The organism is Bradyrhizobium sp. Bra78 (assembly GCF_024519855.1).
Lineage (GTDB): Bacteria > Pseudomonadota > Alphaproteobacteria > Rhizobiales > Xanthobacteraceae > Bradyrhizobium > Bradyrhizobium japonicum_G.
The window spans coordinates 431,495-454,743 of the sequence record NZ_JALJRE010000002.1 but is presented as its reverse complement, the minus strand read 5'-3'; the positions used below and the strand labels follow the sequence as shown (position 1 = coordinate 454,743).

Genomic DNA, 23,249 nt, shown 5'->3' with positions numbered 1-23,249 from the left:
TTTGGATCTGCGAATGGACCACGAAAAGGTCAACATCCTCCTCGTCGACGACCAGCCGGCCAAGCTGCTCGCCTACGAGGTGATCCTGAAGGAGCTCGGCGAGAACCTCGTGGTCGCCTCGTCGGGCCGCGAGGCGCTGGAGTTACTGCTCAAGACCGAGATCGCGGTGATTCTTGTCGACGTCTGCATGCCCGAGCTCGACGGCTTCGAGCTCGCCGCGATGATCCGCGAGCATCCGCGCTTCCAGAAGACGGCGATGATCTTCATCTCGGCGATTCAGGTCAGCGACATCGACCGGTTGCGCGGCTATGAAATGGGCGCGGTCGATTACGTGCCGGTGCCTGTCGTGCCGGAGGTGCTGCGCGCCAAGGTCAAGGTGTTTGCCGAGCTCTATCGCAAGACGCGCGAACTCGAGCGGCTGAACCAGGATCTCGAGGACCGCGTGCGTGCGCGCACCGCCGAGCTGGAGAATTCCACCGCGAAGCTGCGCGAGAGCGAAGAGCGGCGCAGCATGGCGATCGCCGCAGGCAAGATGGGGTCCTGGGACTGGGACTGGATCACCGGCGACTGGATGTGGGACGAGGGGCAATATCGTATCTTTGGTGTCGGCCCCGACAGCTTCGAGGTCAACCCGGCCAACGTTCAGGCACTGCTGCATCCCGACGACGTCGATCAGCTGCGCAAGGCGATCGCCGAATTCAACAAGGGCACGCGCGCCTACGAAACGGAGTTCCGCATTGTGCGGCCGGATGGCGACGTGCGCTGGTGTGTCGGCACGGCGGCCGCCACGGTCGACGACAGCGGTAGGGTCGTGCGCGTCAGCGGCGTGACGGTCGACATCACCGAACGCAAGCGCGCCGAGGAGCGGCAGAACCTGCTGGCACGCGAAGTCGATCATCGGGCCAAGAATGCGCTGGCGCTCGCGCAATCGATCGTGCGCCTCACCCGCGCCGACGAGGTCAAGGCCTATGTCAGCGCCGTCGAGGGACGCATCAATGCGCTGGCGCGCGTGCATACGATCCTGTCGCTGTCGAGCTGGCAGGGCGCCGAACTCTCGAAGCTGATCGACGAGGAGCTTGCGCCCTATTCCCTCGGCGGACAGATCAAATTGGCAGGTCCCGAAGTTCAGTTGCTGCCGGCGACCGCGCAGACGCTGGCGCTGGCGCTGCATGAGCTTTTCACCAATTCGGCGAAGTATGGCGCGCTCTCGACGCGGTCGGGACGCCTCGGGATCGGCTGGCAGGTCGAGGACGAGCTGCTCACGCTGACCTGGGAGGAATCCGGCGGCCCGCTGGTCGGGATTCCGAAATCCCGCGGCTTCGGTACGCGGAGCCTGCTTGCGAGCGTCGAGTCCCAGCTCGGCGGGCAGGCGCAATTCGATTGGCGCGCCGAAGGCCTGTTGTGCCGCCTGGAGGTGCCGTTGACACGCAAGACTGCCGCGACAACCGCACCCGGCAAATTCGAAGCCGCAGGCTCCGCCGAATTGCAGCGCGCATCCGGTTAGCCGGACGCCGCACTCGTCATGCGCTGCGCCGTCCGCCGGTCGCGCGCGACGCGCCCTTCGAGCCAGGCTTCTGTCCGGGCGAGATCGCGCAGCGCATGTGCATAGCGGCGAGCCGCGCTGCGCTCGGCTCCGCGCGGCAGCTTGCGTGCCTTGCGAAGGATGTCCGCAGCGGCGTTTCGATAGGCCAGCGAGCGGTAAAGAAAGACTACCTTGCCCATATCGGATGTTCCCGTGTTGTGGCGTTCATCCTCGCAGGCCCGGCATGAACGTCGGATGAAGCGGGCAATGACAATTCCTCCATCCGGTCCTCCATCCGGATGGAACCAGCGGATATCGTCTGCGTTCGTATGCCAGATCGGGATGCAGTTCCCATGCGCGCGAAAAAGTCGTCGGACCTGATCTCTCCCACCGGGCTCATCAAGCTGATGACACATGCGCTGATGGGGGCAGCGCTCGGCCTTGTTTTCGGCCTCGCGCTCATTCTCTCCAATCCGGCCGTCGCCAACCTGCTGAGTCATGGCGGAACCCAGGCCGTCGTAGTGTTCGCCCTCACCCTGGTGACGACGTTCGCGATCGGCGCGACGCTCACCGGCGCCGTATTCATCCTCGTAGAGGACAAGCAATCTTGAAGCACGCGTGAGGGGCGAAATTCTCTTTGTCCGGAACTCCCGCGCCGAATGGCGGTTGGCTGCCTGCGTCAATTTAACTCAGGGAGTTCCCGCGCATGAAGTCGACCAAGCTCGCCCTCGCAATGATGTTGGCAACCGGCCTCGCCGCGGCGCCGTTCGCAGTGCAGGCCAAATCGCACAAGGCGAAACATGGATCCTCGATGTCATCGTCGTCGCAGACCACGGGCGCCAACACGAAATCCAGCGGTGCTGCCAATCCCTCGAGCCAAGGCAATGTCGGCCCGGGCACCAATCAGGCCGGCAGTGTGAACACGCCGAGCAGCTCGAAATAAGTGGATTCGCAACCGAGAAGGCCCCGCCACGGCGGGGCTTTCTTGTCACCGTGAAGCACGGCGTTCCTGTCGGCATCCGACATCGATGATCGCCACGCGAATCGAGCGCGCGCACGCTTTTGCTGCGTCGGATGTCAGGGAGCGTCCGAAGAACATGCCTTGACGAGGTGTTCGAGCCTGGCCCGCTTGCGCGCGATCAACAATTGGGCCGCAGCATCGTCGAGCGCCTCGCGCCGCAACTGCCGGATCGCGGAGCCCAGTTCGAGAATTTCGGCGCGTAATTTCAGAATCCGGTAGGCGTCCGGGTCTTCCTCCACCGCGCGCTCCCAAAATTCTCAGCGGCGCGCGATCACGCGCAGGGGGTTGCCTGATGTCTTCGCGGAACGAACGCGTACCCTGTCGCGGACATTCGGCAGGACATCGCCGCCACCTGCAGCCTTCCATTCGCCAATCAGCAGGTTGATTTTCCGGCGCAGATCCATCTGCGCCGAGGCCTTCTCTGCGCAGTCGCGATCGCGGTCGACCAGCTCGCGCACGGACGCCTCGACATCGGCCATCTCTAGCCTCAAGGCGCTAATTTTGCGTCGAATTTCATTAATTCTGTTGTCCATGGCTTGTTAGAACAAAATAAGAACATATAGTCAAGCCACGATTTCAGGACGGAGACGCGACATGCAGGTTCAGGGTAAATACGACGCCAGGGCTTTCCTCGCCGAGCAGATGACCAGGGCGCAGGGCCTCAGGCTGAAACGGCTGAGCGAGGAGGCGTATCAACCCGCGCAATATGCGCGGGGTCTGTCCTTCGGCGAGGCGGCACGGCGCATCCAGGTGCTGGAAGCCGAGATCGAATTGGCGAATTCCTTCTAGGCTGCATCGCGCATCCGGAACGCTGCCTGCCCGGTTTCGGAACCATGCCATTCCCGGATGGTTCTCCTCGGCCAAAGGGAGAACAATGCATGGCGCGCAAGGCAAAGAAACGCCGCTACTCACGTAGCTCCGGCAGCGATGTCGAAAGCGAGATGCGACGCTACAAGAAGGGCACCGCAAAGAGCGGGCCCGGCGGTCGTGGCGGACGCGTGAAGAACCGCAAGCAGGCGATCGCGATCGGACTGTCGAAGGCGCGCAAGAAAGGCAAGAAGGCCCCGAAGAAGGCCTCGAAGCAGAAGACTGCCAGGAAAACTGCCAAGAAGACATCCAATAAGACTTCGAAGAATACTTCGAAGCCGAAGCGCAAATCCTCCAAACGGTCGCGCTGACTCTGTCAGATCATGCTGCCAGGCATGAAGCAGCGGATCGCAATGCCGAACGCGGTTTTCACCGGCCACACCATTGTGCGGCCGGCCCGGTTCGGCTCGGTGATCACGGCTTCGTCCGGTACCTCCACCCACTCGCCGTCGAGCCGCACGCGATAGTGCCCGTTGTGCGATTCCCAGTCGGGATCGGCGACGGCAAATCCATCCGCGTCCGAGCAGCACGGACCGAGATGGCTGCGCAGGCTGTCGAACCACGGCTTGAGGGGTGAGTCCGCGTAGCGGCCGTCGTCACGCCCGAGCGCGTTTCCGCCCCACAGCACGAACGGCGCCACGAGCAGCGCACTCCTCAGCGAGACCTTCAATCGATCCATGTCGGCACCGATCAAATGCGAACCACCGGCCGGCTCCACGAGGCGGCGGGAGGTTCCACGCTTTGCAACCGCTCGGCGGCTTCGTTGCCGCCGAGTCCTTGCACCATCTCGAAACTGTGGTGTGCGAACACGGCTTTTTCGGACGAACCGGGTCATCATCGCTGCCGTTAACGAGAATGTTATCTGCGGGCGCCCGGTCATCCTGAAGGCGAACGAGAGAAAGGCGGCCCGAGGGCCGCCTTTTTGATTTGCGCCGATCGAAATTCGACTTACGCGAGCGGCACCGCGACGAACCGGGTCGCCTCCGCGCTCCTCACCTGCAGCAGCACGCTGCGCTTGCCGGATGATTTCGCCTGCGCCAGCTCCGAGCGGACATCACCGATATTGGCGACGGCCTTGCCGCCGACATTGAGGATGACGTCGCCGGTCTGGATGCCGCGCTGCGCGGCCGGCCCTTCCGGATCGACTTCGGTGACGACCACGCCTTTCTGACCGGCGCCCTGCACGTCGCCGGCCGGAGCCAGACTGAGCCCGAGGCGCGGCGTGCCGGCGCCTGGCTGCGTCTTGCCGTCATCGGCCTTGCCGCTTCCCTGGGCCTGCCGATCGTTCGGCAACTCGCCGAGCGCGAGCGTCACCGTCTTGCTTCCGCCGTTGTGGAGGACATCGAGCTTCACGGACGTGCCCGGCACCAGGCCGGCGATGGTGCGGGCGAGATCGCGGGAGTCCTTGATCGCGGTACCGTTCACCGCGGTGATGACATCGCCGGCCTCGATGCCCGCCTTCGCCGCCGGGCTGCCGTCCTGCGGGTTGTCGACGATCGCGCCGCGCGCCTCCTTGAGGCCGAGGCTGTCGGCGATATCCGACGTCACCGGTTGCACCTGCACCCCGAGCCAGCCGCGGGTAACCGCGCCCTTGTCCTTCAGCTGTGCGATCACGAGCTTTGCGGTCGAGGCCGGAATGTCGAAGCCGATGCCGACCGAGCCGCCGGAGGGCGAGAAGATCGCGGTGTTCACGCCGATCACATTACCGTTCATGTCAAAGGCCGGGCCGCCGGAATTGCCCTTGTTGATCGGCGCATCGATCTGGATGAAATCGTCATAAGGCCCGTTGCCGATATCGCGGCCGCTGGCCGAAACGATGCCGGCCGTCACGGTGCCGCCGAGGCCGAAGGGATTGCCTACCGCCACCACCCAGTCACCGATGCGCGGCTTCTGGTCGGAGAATTTGACGAACGGAAAATCCTTATTGCCATCGACCTTGATCAGAGCGAGATCGGTCTTCGGATCGGTACCGACCACCTTCGCGGTGTAGATCGTGCCGTCGTCCATGGTCACCTGTACGGACTCGGCGTGATCGACGACGTGGTTGTTGGTCACGGCATAGCCGTCGGCCGAGATGAAGAAGCCGGAGCCTTCGCCCGTGATCACCTGGTGGCGCTGGCGCGGCATGCCGTTCATGCCGCCCGGACCGCGGAAGCCGAATTGCCGCGAGAACTGGTCGAACGGCGAGTCCTCGTCCGAATCCATCCGGTTCTGTTGCAGCATCGCGCTCTTGTCGTTGTCCTGGTCGATTCTGACCCGCACCGAGATGACGGCCGGTTTGACCTTGCTGACGAGATCGCCGAAGCCCGGAGGTGTCGCGGCGGCCTCCGCGGCCTGAGCGGGTGCGATGAAGGAGCTCACGCTGAACGGCGAAGAGCCGGGAGCGGTCGCCAGCACGGCCACGCCAAGCGCGGCGACGGTGCCGAGCAGCGCAAGCCCGCGCGGCCTCAGGATCTTGCGAAACGTGGGGGTTTCGGAATTGACGCGATCGTTCATGTCGAAATGTCCATGTAGGGTGAGTCGCCTTGTACCCAACATGGCGGTGACCACCTTACAGCGTCCCGTCCACGCGATTAAATCTTGGCAAAGTTGATGCGGCCAGCGCCGCGGCCCAAATCGCGGTTGCACGTTTGATGCAGCTCAACACGGCCCCCCTGCGCAGTGAAAGACTGCGGCCAACGGATGATGTCCATAGGAGGCGCGCCATGTACAAAGACATTCTCGTTCACGTCCCGACCGAACGTCCTATGCGCCCCGTGATCGACGGATCGATTTCGCTGGCCGCGCACCTCAACGCCCACATCGACGCGGTCGCCGTCGGTTATGTCGCAACCAGCGCGGCCTACGTGATGGAAGGCGGCGCCGCAGTGGCAGCCGTGTTCGAGATGGAACGTGAGCGCGCGGTGGAGCGGGCCGAGGCGGCGCTGACAGTGTTCAAGAGCGAAGCGGCGAACGCCGGTCTTTCCTTTACATGCCACCCGCTCGGCGCGATCCCGGCGGATGCAGCCGGCTCGCTCGGCGGGATGGCGCGGCTACACGATCTCAGCATCGTGCTGCAGCCCGATCCAGCGCAAGGCTCGTTCGACAACGACATACCGAGCGAGATCCTGTTCCAGGCGGGCGGCCCTGTGCTCTTCCTGCCGTATAACTTCCGTGGAGCATTCAGGGCGAACCGGATCGGCATCTGCTGGGACGGCAGCCGCCTCGCCGCCCGCGCGATGCGCGATGCCGCCCCGTTCCTGGCCCGCGCCGAGGAGATCGTGATCATCACGATCAACGAGGCAGACGCCGTTTCCGACGACGTCTCGGCGCGCAATCTGACAAGACATCTCGGCCGGCGCGGATTGTCGACCCGCACGGTCGGCCTGTCGGCGACCCGCTCCGAGATTCAGCCGACCATCCTGTCGCTGGCGGCCGACGAGAGCCTCGATCTCCTGGTGATGGGCGGCTACGGCCATTCACGATTGCACGAGCGCGTTCTCGGCGGCGTCACCCGCGCCATGCTGGAAGCCATGACGGTGCCGACGCTGATGTCGCATTAGCGAAGCCGCCCGGATGCTCTCACGCCGCGACGGGCTCCTCCCACGCGGCGGCGGCGACGGCGTCATCCTCGCCTTTCGCATTGCACGCGTCGAAATGCGCCTTGAGCTCGACTTCGGCGAGATGCTCGAAATGCTCGGCTTGGCCCAGCAACTCCCAAGTCTGGAGCGGCCGGTAGGCCGCCTGCTGGCGGCAGAGTGACGCTAGCGCCCGGTAGCGACGTACGTTCTCCATGAGACCCTCCCTCGCATTCACAGGGCTTATTGCCCTTATTTGCGTCAGGGCGATGGCAGTTGTGCAAAACATTTGCTGCGTGCACAGCGCGACTGATCGCAGTTAACTTTTGAGAAATGCGCGCACATATTTTAGTTCCAAACGCGCAAGTTTGCACGTGGAACCCGCCGGTTTGGAAAACTTGGGGTCTAGGCGTAAAGGCGCTGCTCCACGGCCACGCCAATCAGATCGAGATACCGCTCGATCAGGTCGGGCCGGCCGACGAGATAGCCTTGCATCTCCTCGCAGGCCTCGCGCGCCAGGAAGGCGCGCTGCGCCTCGGTTTCCACCCCCTCGGCGACGACCGGGATATTCAAGGCGTGCGCGAGGCTCAGGACCGCGCGGACGATCTCGGCTGATTGCGGCGTCGTCTCGAGATTGGAGATGAAGCTGCGATCGATCTTGATCTTGTCGAACGGAAACGACTGCAGATAGGACAGCGAGGAATAGCCGGTGCCGAAATCGTCCATCGCAATGCGGATGCCGAGCGCCTTCAGCCGCCGCAGCAGATTGAGCGCGCGGGTGAAGTCGCCGATCAGCACGCCCTCGGTGATCTCGACCTCGAGTCGGGTCGGCGCAAGTCCGGTCTCCAGCAGGATCCGGTGGATCGCGCGTTCGAGGTCGCCGGCCAGGAACTGGACCGGCGACAGATTGACCGCCACCTGCAACGGCCGCGGCCAGGACGCCGCCTCGCGGCACGCTTCGCCAAGGACCCACTCGCCGATCTGGATAATCAGCCCGTTCTCCTCGGCGAGCGGAATGAACTCGTCGGGCGGCACGAAGCCCCGCGTCGGATGGTTCCAGCGCAGCAGCGCCTCGAAGCCGATGACTTCGCCATCAATCCGCGCCTGCGGCTGGAAGTAGACCAGGAATTGGTTCAGCTCCAGCGCCTGCCTCAGATCGTGTTGCAGCAGCCTGCGGTCGCGCAGTTCCTGGTCCATCTCGGGTTCGAAGAAGCGGACCGTGCCCCTGCCCTCGCGCTTGGCACGATAAAGCGCGGAATCGGCATTGGCGAGCAATGTGGCGGCATCCACGCCGTCATCTGGATAGAACGCGATGCCGACGCTAAGGCCCACATGGGAGAGATAGTCGTCGACCTCTAGCTCCTTGCCTATCGTTTCGACCAGGCGTTCGGCGAGCGCCAGAACGTTCTCCCGGCGGACGTCGTCGGGCATCAGGATCATGAATTCGTCGCCGCCGATGCGGGCGATAAAGGCGCCGTCAGCCTCCGCGGCAAGGCGATCGGCCGCGGCCCGCATCAGCATGTCGCCGACGGGATGACCGAACACGTCGTTGACTTCCTTGAAGCGGTCGAGATCGAGGCTGAGCACTGCAAAACTGGTCGCCGCTTCCAGCGCCCGCTCCAGCCGTTCGTCCAACACTGCGTTGAAGGCGCTGCGGTTCGGCAGGTCGGTCAGCACGTCATGATGGGCGAGATGTCTTATGCGTTCCTGGGTCGCGACGCGCTCGGTGACGTCCTCGATCACACCGACCAGATATTGCGGATCGCCGGCATCATCGGTGATCAGCATCTTGCGCGAATTGACGACCCGGTCGTGGCCTTTCACGCCAACTTCAAGCAGGTGCTCCTCGAGAAACATCGGCATGCCGCTGGCGACGACGCGACGATCCTGCTCGTTGACCACGCGGGCGACGTCGGCCGGGAAGATCTCCTCGGGCGTCCTGCCCAGCATCTGCTCGCGCGGCAGGCCATAATAGTCCTCGCCGGCGCGATTGAGCAAAATGTAGCGGGAATCCTTCGCGCATTTGGCGAACACGGCAATCGGTATGTTCTCGACGATGGTGTCGAGGAACTCCTGGGTTCGCAGCAGGTCTTGCTCGACCTCATCGTGCGTGTGCGCGCGCATATCCGTCATACGCTGGCGGTCGCGGTCGCCTGCCTCGTAGGCCGCACTGACGAGCTCGCCCAGCTTGACGAGATCGACCTGTCCGGCCGCGTCGGTGGCGCAGCGAATCTGTTCGGCGAACAAGCGATGCATGCTCATGCCGTCGCTCCGCGCCGTGTGCAGGCCTCATGCCTGCAGATGTCCTCGATCCGCATTCCCGCGCTCTCTCAGCGTTCCTTAATCGCAGATTGAGACACATAGCATTGCGCGGTCGTTAATCGAACTTTCGTCTGACGCGCGTGGTTACCCCGCCCTGAAACGGCTCATCGTTTTGTGCGGCATCCTCCGTGGAACCCCGGAGAAAACTGGCCCGCCGTGGGACAACCGCCACCACAGCGCAGCGGCTCGCGTCCCACCCGTAGTCTACCGGATGAGCGCACTCTCTGCGGTCCGCATCGCCCGTGCGGAATTATCCTGGAACTTCACAACCCGGCCTGACTCGGCAGCGACGCGAATCGCTGCGATATTGGCGGCATAGTCGGCAGCGCTCTTGCCGCGAAAGACGGCCGAACCCGCCACGAGCGTATCGGCACCCGCCGCGGCCACGGCAGCGGCATTGTCGCGCGTAATGCCGCCATCGACCTCGAGCCTGATCGGCCTGTCGCCGATCATGCTGCGAATGCGCCTGATCTTCTCGACCTGGGAGTCGAGGAAGGACTGACCACCGAAGCCGGGGTTGACCGTCATCACCAGCACCAGATCGAGACGATCAAGCACGTATTCGATCGCGGCTTCCGGCGTTGCCGGGCACAGGCTGACACCGGCCTTCTTGCCAAGCGCGCGGATCGCCTGGAGCGAGCGGTCGAGATGCGGCCCAGCTTCGGCATGGACGGTGATGACATCGGCGCCCGCCTTTGCGAACGCCTCCAGATAGGGATCGGTCGGCGCGATCATGAGATGCACGTCGAAGACCCGCTTCGTCAGCGGTCGGATCGCCTTGATAACGTCGGCACCATAACTGATGTTCGGCACGAAATGGCCGTCCATCACGTCGCAATGGATCCAGTCGGCGCCGGCCGCGTCGATCGCCGCGACCTCCTCACCAAGGCGCGCGAAGTCTGCCGCCAGGATCGAGGGAGCGATGATGATCTCTGCGGTCATGGCTTTGCACTCCTCACATCGGCTCCGCCGCTGAAGACGCGGCTCGCCAGGACGTCCATGGGATCGATCGTTTCGAGGTCGGCGACATCGAGCATGCGGTCGAGATCCGACACCAGCCGATCGGCCTGCCGCAGGCGAATGCGGTCGACGGCGTTGCGGATCGAGCGCGCGTTGGAGAAGAACGGCTGGGTCCGGCGTAGCGCGATATACTTCTCGAAGGCCTCGCGCGCCGCCGCCGAGAAGCGATAGCCCCGTTCCTTCAGCATCAGCTCGGCGATGACGAGAAGTTCGGCTTCCGCATAATCCGGAAAGTCGATGTGGTGGGCGATGCGCGAGCGGAAGCCGGGATTGGAGGCGAAGAAGCTGGTCATGCGCTCGCCATAGCCGGCGAGGATCACAACGAGGTCCTCCCGCTGGTTCTCCATCACCTGGAGCAGGATTTCGATCGCCTCCTGGCCGTAGTCGCGCTCGTTGTCGGGCCGGTGCAGATAGTAGGCCTCGTCGATGAACAGCACGCCGCCCATTGCCTTCTTCAATATCTCTTTCGTTTTCGGCGCCGTGTGGCCGATATATTGCCCGACGAGATCGTCGCGCGTCACCGAGATGACCTGCCCGCGCCGCACGAAGCCGAGGCCGTGCAGGATCTTCGCCATGCGCAGCGCGACGGTCGTCTTGCCGGTGCCGGGGTTGCCGGTGAACGACATGTGCAGTGTGGGCGGCGCCGAGGCGAGACCCGCACGCTGCCTGATGCGCTCGATCAGCAGGAGCGATGCGATCTGGCGCACGCGGTCTTTGACCGGCCGAAGGCCGATCAACTCCCGCTCGAGCTGTTGCAACGTCTCGGTGATCCCCGCCGCTTCGGCTTCCTTGCGGAGATCGAACGTAGTCTCACCGCCTTCAGCGGGCGTGGCACGGGCAATGTCGAGCATGGGCACCTCGAACAAAAAAGCCCCGCCGCGGGGCGGCGGCGGAGCAGTTGTCCGCCAAGGATCTGGAGCAGGGAGTGCTCCACGCGGAGAGCAATGGCTTATGGCGACGCTGCCGCGGCTGGCTTGCGCACCGTGGAGTAGCGAATCGCGCGCCCGCCGACTTCCTGCCGCACGAGGTCGAACTCGGCTTCCTGCGGCGGCCGGTTGACGAGGAACGAGATCCGCACCGATTCCCAGCCATGGCTCGAATCGAAGCCGCTGATGCGGATGTAGCGGTCGCCATACACCCTGCGGCATTCGGCGAGTTCCATCATCACGCCGGCGGCGTCTTGGAGATCGAACATCGGCAGGCCCCACATCTCCCAATAGGTGTTGCGGGGATGCGGATCGTCGGTGAACTCGATGTTCACCGCCCAGCCATTGGTCAGGCAATATTGCACCTGCTTGGTGATCTGATCGTCTGTCAGATCGGGCAGGAACGAAAAGCAGCCTTGGGTCAGCTTCATGTCAAATCTCCTCAAACGGTTTCCAGCGCGGTCGGAACGAAGTCCGGCGTGTCGGTGGATTGATAGTTGAAGGTGACGTCCTTCCAGACTTCGAGCGCCGCCTTCAGCGGCGTGCAGGTCTCGGCCGCTCTGGCCAGGATCTCCGGACCCTCGTGGACGTAGTCGCGGCCCTCGTTACGGGCGAGGATCATCGCTTCCAGCGCCACGCGATTGGCGATCGCGCCGGCCGCAATCCCCATGGGATGTCCAATGGTGCCGCCGCCGAACTGCAACACGACATCCTCACCGAGCAGGTCGAGCAGCTGGTGCATCTGGCCGGCATGGATGCCGCCCGATGCGACCGGCATCATCTTGTTGAGACTGGCCCATGGCTGGTCGAAGAACAGGCCGTGCTCGAGCCTCGTCGGATTGAAGTCCTCACGGCAGACGTCGTAATAGCCGCGCGTGGTGTTGGGATCGCCCTCGAGCTTGCCGACCACCGTTCCGGCATGGATGTGGTCGACGCCGGCGAGCCGCATCCATTTGGCGATGACGCGGAACGACACGCCATGACTCTTCTGCCGCGTATAGGTCGAGTGGCCGGCGCGATGCAGATGCAGGATCATGTCGTTGCGCCGTGCCCATTTCGCCATCGACTGGATCGCGGTGTAGCCGATGACGAGGTCGATCATGACGATGACCGAACCGAGTTCCTTGGCGAACTCCGCTCGCTCGTACATGTCCTCCATCGTGCCCGCGGTGACGTTCAGGTAGGTACCCTTCACCTCACCCGAGGCGGCCTGTGCCCGGTTCACGGCCTCCATGCAGTAGAGGAAGCGGTCGCGCCAGTGCATGAAGGGCTGCGAGTTGATGTTCTCGTCGTCCTTGGTGAAATCGAGCCCGCCCTTCAGCGCCTCGTAGACCACGCGGCCGTAGTTGCGGCCCGACAGCCCAAGCTTCGGCTTCACCGTCGCGCCCAGCAGCGGCCGGCCGAACTTGTCAAGCCGCTCGCGCTCGACCACGATGCCGGTCGCGGGTCCCTGGAAGGTCTTAACGTAGGCAACCGGAAAGCGCATGTCTTCCAGACGCAGCGCTTTCAGCGGCTTGAAGCCGAACACGTTGCCGATGATCGAGGCCGAAAGGTTGGCGATCGAGCCCGGCTCGAACAGGTCGAGGTCATAGGCGATGTAGGCAAAGTACGAGCCCGGCGTGCCCGGCACCGGATCGACGCGGTAGCATTTCGCGCGATATTTTTCCGCAGCCGTCAACCGATCGGTCCATACCACCGTCCAGGTCGCGGTCGAGGATTCGCCGGCGACCGCGGCCGACGCCTCGATCGGGTCGACGCCTTCCTGCGGCGTGACGCGGAACAGTGCGATCACGTCGGTGTCCTTCGGGACATAGTCGGGCTCCCAATAGCCCATGCGGGCGTATTCCATGACGCCCGAGCGATAGCGCTCCTTGCCGCGGACGGTTCCTGTATGTGCGTTCATGGCTTTCTCCCTCGTTTCTCTCTTCTAATCTCTGAATCTGCTCAGGCTGCGACGGGCTCACGGGCATCGACGCGCGGATCGAGCTCGCCGGCGCGGTACCGCCGCGCCATCTCGCTCATCGGGACGACCTTGATCTCGCTGGCATGGCCGGCGGTGCCGAACTGCTCGAAACGCTCGCGGCAGAGCTCGCGCATCGCATCCATCGCGGGCTTGAGGAACTTGCGCGGGTCGAACTCACTGCGACTTTGCGCGGCGACCTTGCGGAATACCGCCGTCATTGCGAGGCGGCAATCGGTGTCGATATTGACCTTGCGCACACCACTCTTGATGCCGCGAACGATCTCTTCGACCGGCACGCCCCAGGTCTGAGGCATCTCGCCGCCATACTGGTTGAACATGTCCTGGAGAGGCTGCGGCACCGACGAGGAGCCGTGCATCACCAGATGCGTGTTCGGCAGCCGGCGGTGGATCTCCTCGACCACCCGCATCGCCAGGATGTTGCCATCCGGCTTGCGGCTGAACTTGTAGGCGCCGTGCGAGGTACCCATGGCGATGGCGAGCGCATCGACCTTGGTGGCACGGACGAAGTCGACCGCCTGGTCGGGATCAGTCAAAAGCTGGTCGTGGCTGACCGTGCCTTCGACGCCATGTCCGTCCTCCTGCTCCCCGCCGCCGTGTTCGAGCGAGCCGAGTACGCCAAGCTCGCCTTCGACGGAAGCGCCGACCCAATGAGCGAGATCGACGACGCGGCGGGTGATCGCGACATTGTAGTCGTAATCGGCTGCCGTCTTGGCATCGGCCTTGAGCGAGCCGTCCATCATGACGGACGTGAAGCCGTGGGCGATGGCGGAGGCGCAGGTCGCCTCGTCGTTGCCGTGGTCCTGATGCATGCAGAGCGGAATGTCCGGATAGGTCCGCTCCAGCGCATCGATCATGTGCGAGAGCATGAGATCGCCGGCATAGCTGCGCGCGCCGCGCGAGGCCTGGATGATCACGGGCGCATCGACCTCGGCCGCCGCCTGCATGATCGCGATGCCCTGCTCCATGTTGTTGATGTTGAACGCCGGCACCGCGTAGCCATGGCCGGCTGCGTGGTCGAGCAGTTGCCTGAGGGTGATACGTGCCACGAGTGGTTCTCCTTATTGTCGCTTGCGGGCGATTGCCCGGCGGGCGGCTTCTGCGATGCTTTGCGGTGTGATGCCGAATTCGCGGTACAGCACGGGTGCCGGCGCCGAAGCGCCGAAGCCGCGCATGCCGACGAACTCACCGTCAGCGCCGATCCAGCGCGACCAATCGCCCTGTACGGCCGCCTCGACACCGACGCGCGGCGCGGTGCCGAGCACGGTGGCGCGGTATTCGTCTGGCTGTTCCTCGAACAGGGCGAAGCAAGGCGCGGACACCACGGCAGCGCGGATGTGCTCGGTCGCGAGCAGGCGGGCGGCTTCCATCGCGATCGACACCTCCGAGCCGGTTGCGATCAGCGTCACGTCGCGGCCGCCGTCCGGCGAGACGACGAGATAGGCGCCGCGGGAGACACGGTTTTTGCCGCGCGCATCGCTGCGGAAGGTCGGCAACGCCTGACGCGAGAAGCACAGCACGGAGGGGCGGTCTTCGGAATTGAGCGCGCAGTCCCAAGCTTCCAGCGTCTCCACCGCGTCGGCGGGGCGGAACACCAGGAGGTTCGGGATCACCCGCAGCGCCGCCAGATGCTCGACCGGCTGGTGCGTCGGACCATCCTCGCCGAGGCCGATGGAATCGTGCGTCATCACATGGATGACGCGCAGCCTCATCAAGGCCGCGAGACGGATCGCCGGCCGACTGTAGTCGGAGAACGCGAGGAACGTGCCGCCATAGGGAATGAAGCCGCCATGGAGTGCCAGGCCGTTCATCGCGGCCGCCATGCCGTGCTCGCGGATGCCGTAATGGATGTAATTGCCGGCGAACGCGTCGCGACTCACAGGAGTCTGCGTCTTGGCATGGGTCAGGTTCGAATGCGTCAGATCGGCCGACCCGCCAACGAGGCCAGAAATGGTCCCGGCGATGCCGTCGAGCACCTGTTGCGAAGCTTGCCGCGTCGCGAGCTTCGGACGCTCGGACGCAAAGCGTTCGCGCAATTTCGCCGCGGCCAGCGCATAGGCAGCCGGCAGGGCAACGGCCTTGCCTTCGACGAACAGGTCGCGCTGCTCGGGCGTCGCGCATTCGTAGCGGTCGAGCCAGGCGAGGCGCTCGACTTGCCCGCGTTGTCCGATCATCCGCCACGCCTTCATGATCGGGACAGGAACCACGAAGGGCTGATAGTCCCAGCCGAGCGTCCGGCGCGCGGCTGCCGTCTGCTCGGTACCAAGCGGGGCGCCGTGCGCCTTCTCGGTGCCTTGCCGGTCCGGCGCGCCATAGCCGATGATGGTGCGGCAGGCGATCAGCGACGGCTTTGCGGTCTCGCGCTCCTCTGCGATCGCCTTTGCGATGGCTTCGGGATCGTGTCCGTCGATGCTGCGCACCGACCAGCCGGAAGCGGCGAAACGCGCGAGCTGGTCGTCGGAGGTTGCCAGCGAGGTCGGCCCGTCGATCGAGATGCCATTGTCGTCGAACAGCACGATCAGACGGCCGAGTTGAAGATGTCCGGCAAGCGAGATCGCCTCCTGGCTGATGCCCTCCATCAGGCAGCCGTCGCCGGCGATCACGTAGGTGAAATGATCGACGAGACCGTCGCCATGACGCGCATTGCCCATCCGCTCGGCCATCGCCATGCCGACAGCCGTCGCGATGCCCTGCCCCAGCGGCCCGGTCGTGGTCTCGACGCCCGGCGTGTGGCCGTATTCGGGGTGGCCCGGCGTCTTCGATCCCCATTGCCGGAACGCCTTGATGTCGCCGAGGCTGACGTCGCCGCCGGTCAGATGCAGCAGCGCGTAAAGCAGCATCGAGCCGTGCCCCGCCGACAGCACGAAGCGATCGCGGTCGGGCCAATTGGGATGCGCCGAGTCGAATTTCAGGAAGCGCGAGAACAGCACCGTCGCGACGTCGGCCATGCCCATGGGCAGGCCGGGATGACCGGACTGCGAGGTCTCGATGGCGTCGACCGCGAGGAAGCGGACGGCGTTGGCGAGATCGCTATGCGCGACCGCCGTGAGGTCGGCGTCGGCGTGAACCGAGATGTTCATCGGATTCTTCCCTTGTTCACTTCAGGTTTCGCTTGCGCTCGATCAGCTGCATGATCAGCGGCGTCAGGATCAGCTGCATCGCAAGATCGAGCTTCGCGCCCGGACACACGATCGAGTTCGCGCGGGACATCCAGCTTTGCGGCAGCATCGAGAGCAGATAGGGGAAGTCGATGCCGCGCGGATTCTTGAAGCGGATCACGACCATCGATTCGTCCGGCGTCGGAATCCAGCGCGCGATGAACGGATTGGAGGTGTCCACCGTCGGGACCCGCTGGAAGTTGATGTCGGTCTCGGAGAATTGAGGGCAGATGTAGTGGATGTAATCCGGCATCCGCCGCAGGACGGTGTCGGTGACGGCCTCGGTCGAATAGCCCCGCGCGCTGCGGTCGCGATGCAGCTTCTGGATCCATTCGAGATTGATGACGGGCACCACGCCGATCTTGAGGTCGGCATAGCGCGCGACGTTCACCTTGTCGGTGACGACGGCGCCGTGCAGCCCCTCGTAGAACAGAAGGTCCGAGTTCTCCGGCAACCGTTCCCATTCGGTGAAGGTGCCTGGCGCCGCGCCGTGCAGCGCGGATTCCTCGGCGTCGTGGACGTAGTGCCGGGTCGTCGCGGTGCCGGTTTCGCCATAGTCGCGGAACGCCCGCTCCAGCTCCTCGAACAGATTGGTCTCGGGACTGAAATGGCTGAAATGCCTGTTGCCGCGCTCGGCTTCCCTGGCCATCTGCGTGCGCATCTCGGTGCGGTCATAGCGGTGGAACGCGTCGCCTTCGATGTAGGCGGCGTTGACCTTCTCGCGGAAAAATATCTGTTCGAAGGTCTTCTTGACCGACGTGGTTCCGGCGCCCGAGGAGCCGGTGATCGAAATGATGGGATACTTCCTGGACATGCGTCGCCTCGCTCAGATGCGGAAGAATCCGCGCCGCGCGAACAGCGGCGATGAGCCGCTGGCCACCAGCAGCGGGTCGCAATGCAGCTCTTCGAGCCGCCGCACCTCCTTGCTCGATCCCATGATCAGGGGCACGCGCTGGTGCAGGTTTTGCGCTGCGAGGTCGAGGATTCGCTCGCGCCCCGTCGTTGCGGAGCCGCCGGCCTGCTCGATGATCATCGCCATCGGATGCGCCTCGTAAGTAAGCCGCAGGCGGCCGTCGCCATAGCCGGGGCGCGCGTCCGAGGGATAGAGGAAGATCCCGCCGCGGGTGAGGATGCGATAGGCCTCGGCGACTAGCGAGCCGACCCAGCGCATGTTGAAATCGTGGTTTGCAGGCCCTTCGACGCCCGCGAGGCACTCGTCGACGAAGGCGCGCACCGGCGGCTCCCAGTGCCGGCGGTTCGACGCGTTGATCGCGAACTCCGCGCAGGCCTCGGCAATCTGCACGCCGCTGCGTGCGAGGCGGAAGCAGCCGGCCTTACGATCGAGCGTGAAGATGTCGACGCCCTCGCCGAGCGTCAGCACCAGCGAGGTCTGCGGGCCGTAGGTGACGAAGCCCGCCGCGAGCTGCGCGGTGCCGCGCTGGTGGAAGGCCAGCGACAGGTCATCGGGCGCGGGCAGGATCGAGAAGATCGTGCCTACCGTCATGTTGATGTCGATGTTGGAGGAGCCGTCGAGCGGATCGATCGCGACGCAGATGCGGCCTTCGCGGTCGCCGATCTGCGGCTCACGCATCTCCTCCGACGCCAGTGCTGCGATCGGCAGCATGCCGAGGCAACGGCGCAGGATCGCATCGGCCTGCACGTCGAGATCCCGCTGGACGTCGCCGTCGCTGTTGCGACCCGTCGTCAGGCCCGAGGCGTCCGCGAGATCTCCGGTGCCGATAAGGTCGGCGATCTCGATGGCCGCCGCCGCGATGGCGTCGACCGCAGCTGCCACCGCCAGCGCGTGGGGCGCGGTCTCCGAGTACCGTTGGAGGTGATCGTCCAGCCTGGGTTGCCCGGTCATCTGCGTCCATCCCTTTGCTGGCGCCGCATCCAGTTCCCTCCCCGGCGGAGGTCGGTGCGGTTGGTCCCAACACAATGAAGATTGACAGCGCCGACTTAATAAGGAAAATTTCTAATTATAATGGGTGCCAAAGAAATTTCTTATAATGGTCATGGCCATGCAGCGGCCCAGCTCCGGCATCTGACGATCCGGCAGCTTCGCTCGCTCGCGGCGCTTTCGGCCAAGGGCAGCGTGACGGCGGCCTCGAGCCAGCTCGGCCTGACCCAGCCGGCCGTCACCCAGCAGCTCCGTCAGCTTCAGGACCTCGCCGGCCTGCCGCTGGTACAGCGGACCGGCGACGGCATGCTGCTGACTGAGGCCGGCAAGGAGGTTCTTGCGCTCGCCGGGCGCGTCGAAGCTGCGATCATGGACTGCCAGGGCGCGCTCGACCTGCTTGCGGGAAGGACCGGCGGCACCGTGCAGCTCGGCGCAGTCTCGACCGCGAAGTATTTCGTGCCGCACGCGATCGCGGCGTTCTCGAAGCGGCATCCGAAGATCGAGATCAAGCTCACCATCGGCAATCGCGAGGAGATCCGCGAGGCCATGCACGGCTACGACCTCGATTTCGCGGTGATGGGTCGGCCACCGGCCGACGTCAGCGTCGACGTCCGTCAACTCGGGCGCAATCCGCACATCATCGTCGCGCGCAAGGGGCACTGGCTGGCGAAGGATTCCGGCCTCAGCCTGACCGACCTCGTGCACGAGACCTTCCTCACCCGCGAGCCGGGGTCGGGCACGCGCACGCTCATGGAAGGCATGTTTCAGAAGTCGGACCTCGAGCCGGTCATCGGCATGGAGATGAGCAGCAACGAGACCATCAAGCAGGCGGTCATCGCGGGGCTCGGCATCGCCTTCATCTCGGCCCACACCGTGGCGCACGAGCTTGCCGAGGGCCGCCTGATCGTGCTCGACGTCGCGGGCCTGCCGATCGTTCGGCAATGGTACGTGATTCGCCGCAGCGACAAGGTGCTGCTGCCGCCGGCGCAGGCGATGTTCGATTTCCTGGGATCGGAGGGCTCGAATTATCTGCCCGATGTACCCGAGTTCGGCGAGCGATAGCCCGCCGACGTTCAGCCCATCAGCTTCATTGCAATCGTCGCCGCGAGAATGACGATGATCTGAAGCAAGCGCTCGGTCGTGAAGATGCGGTTGAAGGTGGTCATCGCTCGCCCCCGGCCGACGTGAAGCAGGCCCGGGCGACTTGCTATCATACGCAGGCGCCGGGGCAACTCCGTAGTCGCCACGGGTTCTGGTCCCGACCGGAGCCAGTTCACGCCGATGTGGGAGGCCGCGCCCGGCATCATCTGTTTCGGCGATTCGTTCGCGTCGTCGGACATCCCTCGCAGCTCGTTCGCGCGGCTTGTCGCCGATCTCCTTGCCGCGACGGTTAACGATCAGGCCGCCAGCACAGCGGCCTGGTCCACGCGGCTCGCGAAATAGATTTCGAGCTCCGTCAGCGCCCGCGCTTCCCAATCCCTCGCCTGCTCCAGCAGCGACCAGCTCTGGCCCGGGCGGAACGCAGCGGTCTGGCGATAGAGCGATGCGATACCGCGATAGCGGCGCACGTTCTCCAAGATGGCGTGACCGGTTATTTGGCCGTTCATGTCCGAAAACTCCCTCGTCATTCCCGCGGGAGAAATTGCGGCCAAATCTTTTTCGAAAAGTTAGCGGCGCGCGGCAAGCGCGCGCATGGTTGCCGGACTGTTGCGCGCGCGCAACGCGCGTGGCCGCGCGATGCCGATTTATTGCGAATTTGTTGCCGCGCTCTCGCCCGTACGCTTCAGCCCGCCGCGGCTGATGATCGCCATTGTCTCCCGGCAGAGATCGGCAAGGCCGATCAGGAGCACGGCGAGCAGGCAGAACAGGTTGATGGAATCCGCATTCGCGCTGGATAGCGGGGTAAACTCGAAGAAGGGCGGAATGAACGCCCACCACACCAGCGGAATGGTCAGCACCGCGGCGAATGCCGCCGCCGGCACACCCGCGACAAGTCCGAGCACGAACAGGCTGGGCAGGAAGGCCGCGAAATAGAGTTTTGCGCCGAGCGCTACGCAGATGCCCTGAAGCACCGCCGACATTGCGACAACGACGAATCCCAGCAGAAACGCCTGCCACGACCATGGCCGTACCCGCGGCACGCCAAACAGCCCCGCACGCTTCATCAGCCTCCCCCTGCCGCCCGTTAACCAGGCCCGCTTGCGACCAAAGTACTACAGTGGCGCCCAAACCGCGAGGTGGAAAACGCATGCCTGAGCGTTTGGTAAACGGGCTGCATCGCACAACTTTACCGCTACTCGGTGGCCGCATAGAGCAGGCCCGCGACGGGCAAGGCGAGGCCAATGGCCGATGCCAGTGTCCAGCCGCCTTCCGCGAAGGCCCAGGCGCCGACCGCGGAGCCGGCGGCGCCGGCCGCGAAGAACGTCGCCATATAGAGGCCGTTGAGGCGGCTGCGGTGTTCGTGCCCGAGCGCGAAGATGGCGCGGAAGCCGAGCACAACGTTGCCCTGGACCCCGATATCGATGGCAATCGCAGCCACGACCAGGCAGGTGAGGTTCAGCATCGAGCCGGCAGCCCCGATAAAGGTCACGAGAAAGCCCGCGGCTGCGAGCAGCATCGCAACCAGGGTTGCCACGCGGCTATGGCCGCGGTCGGCGAGCCGTCCCGCGATCGGCGCCGCGAACACGCCTGCGACGCCGGCGAGGGCGAACAGCGCGATGCCGCTCTGGGAGAAGCCGAACGCGCTGGCGAGCTGGAGTGGCGCCACGGTCCAGAACAGGGTGAAAGCGCCGAACAGGCTCGCCTGGTAGAGCGCGCGGCGCCGCAGCAGCGGCGTGGTCCGCACCAGATGCGGCATCGACAGCAGCAGCGTGCCATAATGCATGCGCGCGACCGGCCTGCGCTCCGGCAACGTCATCCAGAGCACGGCTGCGAGCACGATCATCAGCGCCGCCGAGCAGAAGAACACCGCATGCCACGACAGGGCCGCGGTGATGAAGCTCGACACCGGGCGCGCCAGCATGATGCCGAGCATCAGGCCGGTCGAGACGTTGCCGACGACACGGCCGCGGATGGCTTCCGGCGCCAGATGCGCCGCATAAGGAATGATGATCTGCACCGCGACCGAGCCGAGCCCGATGAACAGCGCCGCGATCAGGAACGGCAGCGCATGGGTGGCGAAGGCGGCGGCGAGCAACGCCGCGGCGCCGAGCGTAATGACGGAGCAGATCAGGATGCGGTTCTCGACGAGATCGCCGAGCGGCACTATCAGGAGGAGCCCGGTGCCGTAGCCGATCTGGGTCATGGTGACGATCAGCCCGGCTGCTGCATGCGACAGGCCGAGCGCGGCGCTGATCGGGGCGATCAGCGGCTGGGCATAATAGATGTTGGCGGCGATCATGCCACAAGCCGCAGCAAGCACGAAAGTCAGGCGCTGCGACACCACATCCGGCCCGGGCGCGGTCTCGATGGTGGCATTCATCGTCATTTACGGACTCCAGATATCGGGAACGAACGTTCCCTAATTTGTCAAGGATTCAGGCGAGTAGTTTCATGGCGACGCCGGCCAGCCGCTCGCCATCGAGCGGCAGGCGCGCCTTGCCGACGACGCGCAGGCCCTGTGTCATGCAGATCATCAGCCGCGCGGTGTCATCGGCCTCGACATGGGCCGGAATCGAGCCGTCAGCCTGACCCTCGCGAATGAGGCCGGCGATGAACTTTTCGTTGGTCATGAGTTGCGCGGTGACGCGCGCGCGGATCACGGGATCGACCGCTGAGAGCTCGACCGCGCTGCCAACCACGATGCAGCCACGCCGCCCCTCGAGACCCTGGGAATGCTCGACATAGGACAGCAAGACGTTGCGCAGCCGCTCACGACCGTTTTCGCCGCGTGCCGCGGCGGCGCGGGTCTGCTCCCCGCGCAGAGCGGCGTAGCGCTCGAATGCGGCGAGAAACACCGCATGCTTATCGCGAAACGCCTTGTAGACGCTGCCGGTGGCCAGCCGCATCGCAGCGGTCAAGTCGCCGATCGACGTGGCATGATAGCCGCGCTCGCAAAACACCCGCACCGCTCCGTCCAGAGCCGTGTCCATGTCGAATTCCCGGGGACGGCCGGGTGAATGGGCGACAGGCTGGGATGGTCGTGCGGCTTTCTGCATTGCGGCATAATAGGGAATGATTGTTTCCTAATCCAGAGACCTGGTCGTGATGGTAGACATTAAGAGTACCGGCGCCGTGTCCCGGACGCGCAGCAACGCTTTGGCGTTGGCATTGCTGCGCAGAGCCGGGACCCATGCCACATGAACTGGGTCTCGGAAACATGGGCCCCGGATCTGTAGCGCACCGCTGAAGGGCGCTGCGCTGCGTCCGGGGGCACGCGAGGCGCGTCAGCGCGCGTTTTCTCCACGTCGCTCTTATCCTCCAACACACATTTCGACTTGCAGGCACGCCTTCGCATCCTCGCGACGCAATTCGCCCGAGCTTTGCTCCGTTTCTCCATCCTCTCCAAGCCAAGAGGGCGCAGGGAAGTCCGGGTGCCGGCTGGCACCCGCGGTCCGCTGCGCGAAAAGCACACGCAGAGAAAACCGCACAGCAGCATACAGGTGTAGCCAATCACTCGGCCTTCCCTGCGCAGTGGTTGGACGGCTTATGCCGCGCTCTCCCGGGAGCCGAGTTCGTTCTGGCCTCCCTCGCCTTCGCGAAAGTCGCCGGCACCGCGCCGGTTGACGCGACTGCCGCATCCGCAAGAGCTTGACCGTAGCAACGACGGTCATGACCACACGGTTTTGCCGTACGCGCGGTTCGCCATTTCGCCGCAGTTTTCCCAGCCCTGTCGACGGAGCCGGAAACTTACAGGCGAGACGAACCTGACAGCGCCGCTCGTCCAGCACGAAGTTTTGGGCTCACGGAGAGCAATCCGCCCTGCCCTTGACCTCGCGCCCGACGCTGCCGCGTCCACCGCAAGCCCGGCTCGCGA

27 protein-coding genes are annotated in these 23,249 nt (G+C 64.7%); 7 read left to right on the top strand and 20 right to left on the bottom strand.

The window, feature by feature from the left end; translation table 11 throughout:
- Window positions 1-13 precede the first annotated feature (13 nt).
- A complete protein-coding gene (locus tag OC450_RS06090; protein ID WP_211382469.1) occupies window positions 14-1,504 on the top strand; it encodes an HWE histidine kinase domain-containing protein in 1,491 nt (496 codons plus the stop codon).
- Here OC450_RS06090 and OC450_RS06085 read toward each other — a convergent pair.
- Window positions 1,501-1,722 carry a hypothetical protein gene (locus OC450_RS06085; protein ID WP_211382468.1) on the bottom strand — a complete coding sequence of 74 codons (222 nt, stop codon included), beginning with the start codon at window positions 1,720-1,722 and terminating at the stop codon, window positions 1,501-1,503. The genes OC450_RS06090 and OC450_RS06085 overlap by 4 nt on opposite strands.
- 153 nt (window positions 1,723-1,875) lie before the next feature.
- Here OC450_RS06085 and OC450_RS06080 point away from each other — a divergent pair, with 153 nt between their 5' ends.
- Together OC450_RS06080 and OC450_RS06075 are read left to right on the top strand one after the other, a co-directional pair.
- Window positions 1,876-2,133 carry a hypothetical protein gene (locus tag OC450_RS06080; RefSeq protein ID WP_262047459.1) on the top strand — a complete coding sequence of 86 codons (258 nt, stop codon included), beginning with the start codon at window positions 1,876-1,878 and terminating at the stop codon, window positions 2,131-2,133.
- 95 nt (window positions 2,134-2,228) lie between these two features.
- Window positions 2,229-2,465, top strand: a complete 237-nt coding sequence (locus OC450_RS06075) for a hypothetical protein (protein ID WP_211382466.1) — start codon at window positions 2,229-2,231, stop codon at window positions 2,463-2,465.
- A 134-nt stretch (window positions 2,466-2,599) separates the two neighbouring features.
- Here the strand turns inward: OC450_RS06075 and OC450_RS06070 are convergent, their stop codons facing one another.
- Both OC450_RS06070 and OC450_RS06065 read right to left on the bottom strand, forming a co-directional pair.
- Entirely contained in the window at window positions 2,600-2,782 is a 183-nt protein-coding gene (locus tag OC450_RS06070; RefSeq protein WP_211382465.1) for a hypothetical protein, read from the bottom strand.
- Window positions 2,783-2,800: 18 nt separating this feature from the next.
- Window positions 2,801-3,022 (bottom strand): hypothetical protein, encoded by a 222-nt coding sequence (locus OC450_RS06065; RefSeq protein WP_211382464.1) that lies wholly within the window; start codon window positions 3,020-3,022, stop codon window positions 2,801-2,803.
- 115 nt (window positions 3,023-3,137) lie between these two features.
- Between OC450_RS06065 and OC450_RS06060 the strand changes: the two genes are divergently transcribed.
- Both OC450_RS06060 and OC450_RS06055 read left to right on the top strand, forming a co-directional pair.
- Window positions 3,138-3,332 (top strand): DUF3072 domain-containing protein, encoded by a 195-nt coding sequence (locus OC450_RS06060; RefSeq protein WP_211382463.1) that lies wholly within the window; start codon window positions 3,138-3,140, stop codon window positions 3,330-3,332.
- Window positions 3,333-3,421: 89 nt separating this feature from the next.
- Complete coding sequence (locus tag OC450_RS06055; RefSeq protein WP_262047458.1) at window positions 3,422-3,721, top strand: DUF6496 domain-containing protein; 300 nt, start codon at window positions 3,422-3,424, stop codon at window positions 3,719-3,721.
- 5 nt (window positions 3,722-3,726) lie between these two features.
- On the opposite strand, the gene OC450_RS06050 is transcribed toward OC450_RS06055, so the two are convergent.
- Window positions 3,727-4,089: a hypothetical protein gene (locus OC450_RS06050; protein ID WP_249128923.1), complete on the bottom strand. Its 363-nt coding sequence runs from the start codon at window positions 4,087-4,089 to the stop codon at window positions 3,727-3,729.
- 269 nt (window positions 4,090-4,358) lie between these two features.
- Window positions 4,359-5,906, bottom strand: a complete 1,548-nt coding sequence (locus OC450_RS06045) for a Do family serine endopeptidase (protein ID WP_262047457.1) — start codon at window positions 5,904-5,906, stop codon at window positions 4,359-4,361.
- 209 nt (window positions 5,907-6,115) lie between these two features.
- On the opposite strand from OC450_RS06045, the gene OC450_RS06040 reads away from it, so the two are divergent.
- Entirely contained in the window at window positions 6,116-6,952 is an 837-nt protein-coding gene (locus OC450_RS06040) for a universal stress protein (protein ID WP_211382459.1), read from the top strand.
- A gap of 19 nt (window positions 6,953-6,971) precedes the next feature.
- Here OC450_RS06040 and OC450_RS06035 read toward each other — a convergent pair whose 3' ends face one another.
- The 10 genes from OC450_RS06035 to OC450_RS05990 form a co-directional block, all read right to left on the bottom strand.
- Complete coding sequence (locus OC450_RS06035; protein ID WP_211382458.1) at window positions 6,972-7,184, bottom strand: hypothetical protein; 213 nt, start codon at window positions 7,182-7,184, stop codon at window positions 6,972-6,974.
- A 188-nt stretch (window positions 7,185-7,372) separates the two neighbouring features.
- On the bottom strand, window positions 7,373-9,229 hold the full coding sequence (locus OC450_RS06030; protein WP_211382457.1) for a putative bifunctional diguanylate cyclase/phosphodiesterase: 1,857 nt from the start codon (window positions 9,227-9,229) through the stop codon (window positions 7,373-7,375).
- Between the two features lie 264 nt (window positions 9,230-9,493).
- Window positions 9,494-10,231, bottom strand: coding sequence for a ribulose-phosphate 3-epimerase (gene rpe, locus OC450_RS06025; RefSeq protein WP_262047456.1), 738 nt, complete (start codon window positions 10,229-10,231; stop codon window positions 9,494-9,496).
- On the bottom strand, window positions 10,228-11,160 hold the full coding sequence (gene cbbX, locus OC450_RS06020; protein ID WP_211382455.1) for a CbbX protein: 933 nt from the start codon (window positions 11,158-11,160) through the stop codon (window positions 10,228-10,230). Before cbbX ends, rpe begins: the two co-directional genes overlap by 4 nt.
- A gap of 98 nt (window positions 11,161-11,258) precedes the next feature.
- Window positions 11,259-11,666, bottom strand: coding sequence for a ribulose bisphosphate carboxylase small subunit (locus OC450_RS06015; RefSeq protein WP_211382454.1), 408 nt, complete (start codon window positions 11,664-11,666; stop codon window positions 11,259-11,261).
- 11 nt (window positions 11,667-11,677) lie between these two features.
- Window positions 11,678-13,138 carry a form I ribulose bisphosphate carboxylase large subunit gene (locus tag OC450_RS06010; RefSeq protein WP_211382453.1) on the bottom strand — a complete coding sequence of 487 codons (1,461 nt, stop codon included), beginning with the start codon at window positions 13,136-13,138 and terminating at the stop codon, window positions 11,678-11,680.
- 41 nt (window positions 13,139-13,179) lie between these two features.
- Window positions 13,180-14,265 (bottom strand): class II fructose-bisphosphate aldolase, encoded by a 1,086-nt coding sequence (fba, locus tag OC450_RS06005; RefSeq protein ID WP_211382452.1) that lies wholly within the window; start codon window positions 14,263-14,265, stop codon window positions 13,180-13,182.
- A 12-nt stretch (window positions 14,266-14,277) separates the two neighbouring features.
- Window positions 14,278-16,296, bottom strand: a complete 2,019-nt coding sequence (gene tkt, locus OC450_RS06000) for a transketolase (protein ID WP_211382451.1) — start codon at window positions 16,294-16,296, stop codon at window positions 14,278-14,280.
- A 16-nt stretch (window positions 16,297-16,312) separates the two neighbouring features.
- Entirely contained in the window at window positions 16,313-17,188 is an 876-nt protein-coding gene (locus tag OC450_RS05995; protein WP_211382450.1) for a phosphoribulokinase, read from the bottom strand.
- Window positions 17,189-17,200: 12 nt separating this feature from the next.
- On the bottom strand, window positions 17,201-18,238 hold the full coding sequence (locus OC450_RS05990) for a class 1 fructose-bisphosphatase (RefSeq protein WP_262047455.1): 1,038 nt from the start codon (window positions 18,236-18,238) through the stop codon (window positions 17,201-17,203).
- A gap of 120 nt (window positions 18,239-18,358) precedes the next feature.
- Between OC450_RS05990 and OC450_RS05985 the strand changes: the two genes are divergently transcribed.
- Complete coding sequence (locus OC450_RS05985; RefSeq protein ID WP_262047454.1) at window positions 18,359-19,336, top strand: LysR family transcriptional regulator; 978 nt, start codon at window positions 18,359-18,361, stop codon at window positions 19,334-19,336.
- Window positions 19,337-19,347: 11 nt separating this feature from the next.
- Here OC450_RS05985 and OC450_RS05980 read toward each other — a convergent pair whose 3' ends face one another.
- The 5 genes from OC450_RS05980 to OC450_RS05960 all read right to left on the bottom strand — a co-directional run bounded on the left by OC450_RS05980 (window position 19,348) and on the right by OC450_RS05960 (window position 22,431).
- Window positions 19,348-19,614, bottom strand: coding sequence for a hypothetical protein (locus OC450_RS05980; protein WP_211382447.1), 267 nt, complete (start codon window positions 19,612-19,614; stop codon window positions 19,348-19,350).
- A gap of 57 nt (window positions 19,615-19,671) precedes the next feature.
- A complete protein-coding gene (locus tag OC450_RS05975) occupies window positions 19,672-19,881 on the bottom strand; it encodes a hypothetical protein (protein ID WP_211382446.1) in 210 nt (69 codons plus the stop codon).
- Between the two features lie 138 nt (window positions 19,882-20,019).
- Window positions 20,020-20,439 carry a DUF4118 domain-containing protein gene (locus OC450_RS05970; RefSeq protein ID WP_211382445.1) on the bottom strand — a complete coding sequence of 140 codons (420 nt, stop codon included), beginning with the start codon at window positions 20,437-20,439 and terminating at the stop codon, window positions 20,020-20,022.
- 128 nt (window positions 20,440-20,567) lie between these two features.
- On the bottom strand, window positions 20,568-21,761 hold the full coding sequence (locus tag OC450_RS05965) for an MFS transporter (protein ID WP_262047453.1): 1,194 nt from the start codon (window positions 21,759-21,761) through the stop codon (window positions 20,568-20,570).
- A gap of 49 nt (window positions 21,762-21,810) precedes the next feature.
- Window positions 21,811-22,431 carry a TetR/AcrR family transcriptional regulator gene (locus tag OC450_RS05960; protein ID WP_211382443.1) on the bottom strand — a complete coding sequence of 207 codons (621 nt, stop codon included), beginning with the start codon at window positions 22,429-22,431 and terminating at the stop codon, window positions 21,811-21,813.
- Window positions 22,432-23,249 lie beyond the last annotated feature (818 nt).

Excerpts from the sequence above, each read along its gene's own strand:
- rpe (WP_262047456.1), bottom strand. The coding sequence starts at position 10,231 with ATGACCGCAGAGATCATCATCGCTCCCTCGATCCTGGCGGCAGACTTC.
- cbbX (WP_211382455.1), bottom strand. The coding sequence starts at position 11,160 with ATGCTCGACATTGCCCGTGCCACGCCCGCTGAAGGCGGTGAGACTACG.
- OC450_RS06045 (WP_262047457.1), bottom strand. The coding sequence starts at position 5,906 with ATGAACGATCGCGTCAATTCCGAAACCCCCACGTTTCGCAAGATCCTG.
- OC450_RS06055 (WP_262047458.1), top strand. The coding sequence starts at position 3,422 with ATGGCGCGCAAGGCAAAGAAACGCCGCTACTCACGTAGCTCCGGCAGC.
- OC450_RS06090 (WP_211382469.1), top strand. The coding sequence starts at position 14 with ATGGACCACGAAAAGGTCAACATCCTCCTCGTCGACGACCAGCCGGCC.
- OC450_RS05970 (WP_211382445.1), bottom strand. The coding sequence starts at position 20,439 with ATGAAGCGTGCGGGGCTGTTTGGCGTGCCGCGGGTACGGCCATGGTCG.
- OC450_RS06040 (WP_211382459.1), top strand. The coding sequence starts at position 6,116 with ATGTACAAAGACATTCTCGTTCACGTCCCGACCGAACGTCCTATGCGC.
- OC450_RS06075 (WP_211382466.1), top strand. The coding sequence starts at position 2,229 with ATGAAGTCGACCAAGCTCGCCCTCGCAATGATGTTGGCAACCGGCCTC.
- OC450_RS05975 (WP_211382446.1), bottom strand. The coding sequence starts at position 19,881 with ATGAACGGCCAAATAACCGGTCACGCCATCTTGGAGAACGTGCGCCGC.
- OC450_RS06085 (WP_211382468.1), bottom strand. The coding sequence starts at position 1,722 with ATGGGCAAGGTAGTCTTTCTTTACCGCTCGCTGGCCTATCGAAACGCC.
- OC450_RS06015 (WP_211382454.1), bottom strand. The coding sequence starts at position 11,666 with ATGAAGCTGACCCAAGGCTGCTTTTCGTTCCTGCCCGATCTGACAGAC.
- OC450_RS06060 (WP_211382463.1), top strand. The coding sequence starts at position 3,138 with ATGCAGGTTCAGGGTAAATACGACGCCAGGGCTTTCCTCGCCGAGCAG.
- tkt (WP_211382451.1), bottom strand. The coding sequence starts at position 16,296 with ATGAACATCTCGGTTCACGCCGACGCCGACCTCACGGCGGTCGCGCAT.
- OC450_RS06010 (WP_211382453.1), bottom strand. The coding sequence starts at position 13,138 with ATGAACGCACATACAGGAACCGTCCGCGGCAAGGAGCGCTATCGCTCG.
- OC450_RS05990 (WP_262047455.1), bottom strand. The coding sequence starts at position 18,238 with ATGACCGGGCAACCCAGGCTGGACGATCACCTCCAACGGTACTCGGAG.
- OC450_RS05965 (WP_262047453.1), bottom strand. The coding sequence starts at position 21,761 with ATGACGATGAATGCCACCATCGAGACCGCGCCCGGGCCGGATGTGGTG.
- OC450_RS06065 (WP_211382464.1), bottom strand. The coding sequence starts at position 3,022 with ATGGCCGATGTCGAGGCGTCCGTGCGCGAGCTGGTCGACCGCGATCGC.
- OC450_RS05960 (WP_211382443.1), bottom strand. The coding sequence starts at position 22,431 with ATGCAGAAAGCCGCACGACCATCCCAGCCTGTCGCCCATTCACCCGGC.
- OC450_RS06035 (WP_211382458.1), bottom strand. The coding sequence starts at position 7,184 with ATGGAGAACGTACGTCGCTACCGGGCGCTAGCGTCACTCTGCCGCCAG.
- OC450_RS06030 (WP_211382457.1), bottom strand. The coding sequence starts at position 9,229 with ATGAGCATGCATCGCTTGTTCGCCGAACAGATTCGCTGCGCCACCGAC.
- OC450_RS05995 (WP_211382450.1), bottom strand. The coding sequence starts at position 17,188 with ATGTCCAGGAAGTATCCCATCATTTCGATCACCGGCTCCTCGGGCGCC.
- OC450_RS06050 (WP_249128923.1), bottom strand. The coding sequence starts at position 4,089 with ATGGATCGATTGAAGGTCTCGCTGAGGAGTGCGCTGCTCGTGGCGCCG.
- OC450_RS05985 (WP_262047454.1), top strand. The coding sequence starts at position 18,359 with ATGGGTGCCAAAGAAATTTCTTATAATGGTCATGGCCATGCAGCGGCC.
- OC450_RS06080 (WP_262047459.1), top strand. The coding sequence starts at position 1,876 with ATGCGCGCGAAAAAGTCGTCGGACCTGATCTCTCCCACCGGGCTCATC.
- OC450_RS05980 (WP_211382447.1), bottom strand. The coding sequence starts at position 19,614 with ATGTCCGACGACGCGAACGAATCGCCGAAACAGATGATGCCGGGCGCG.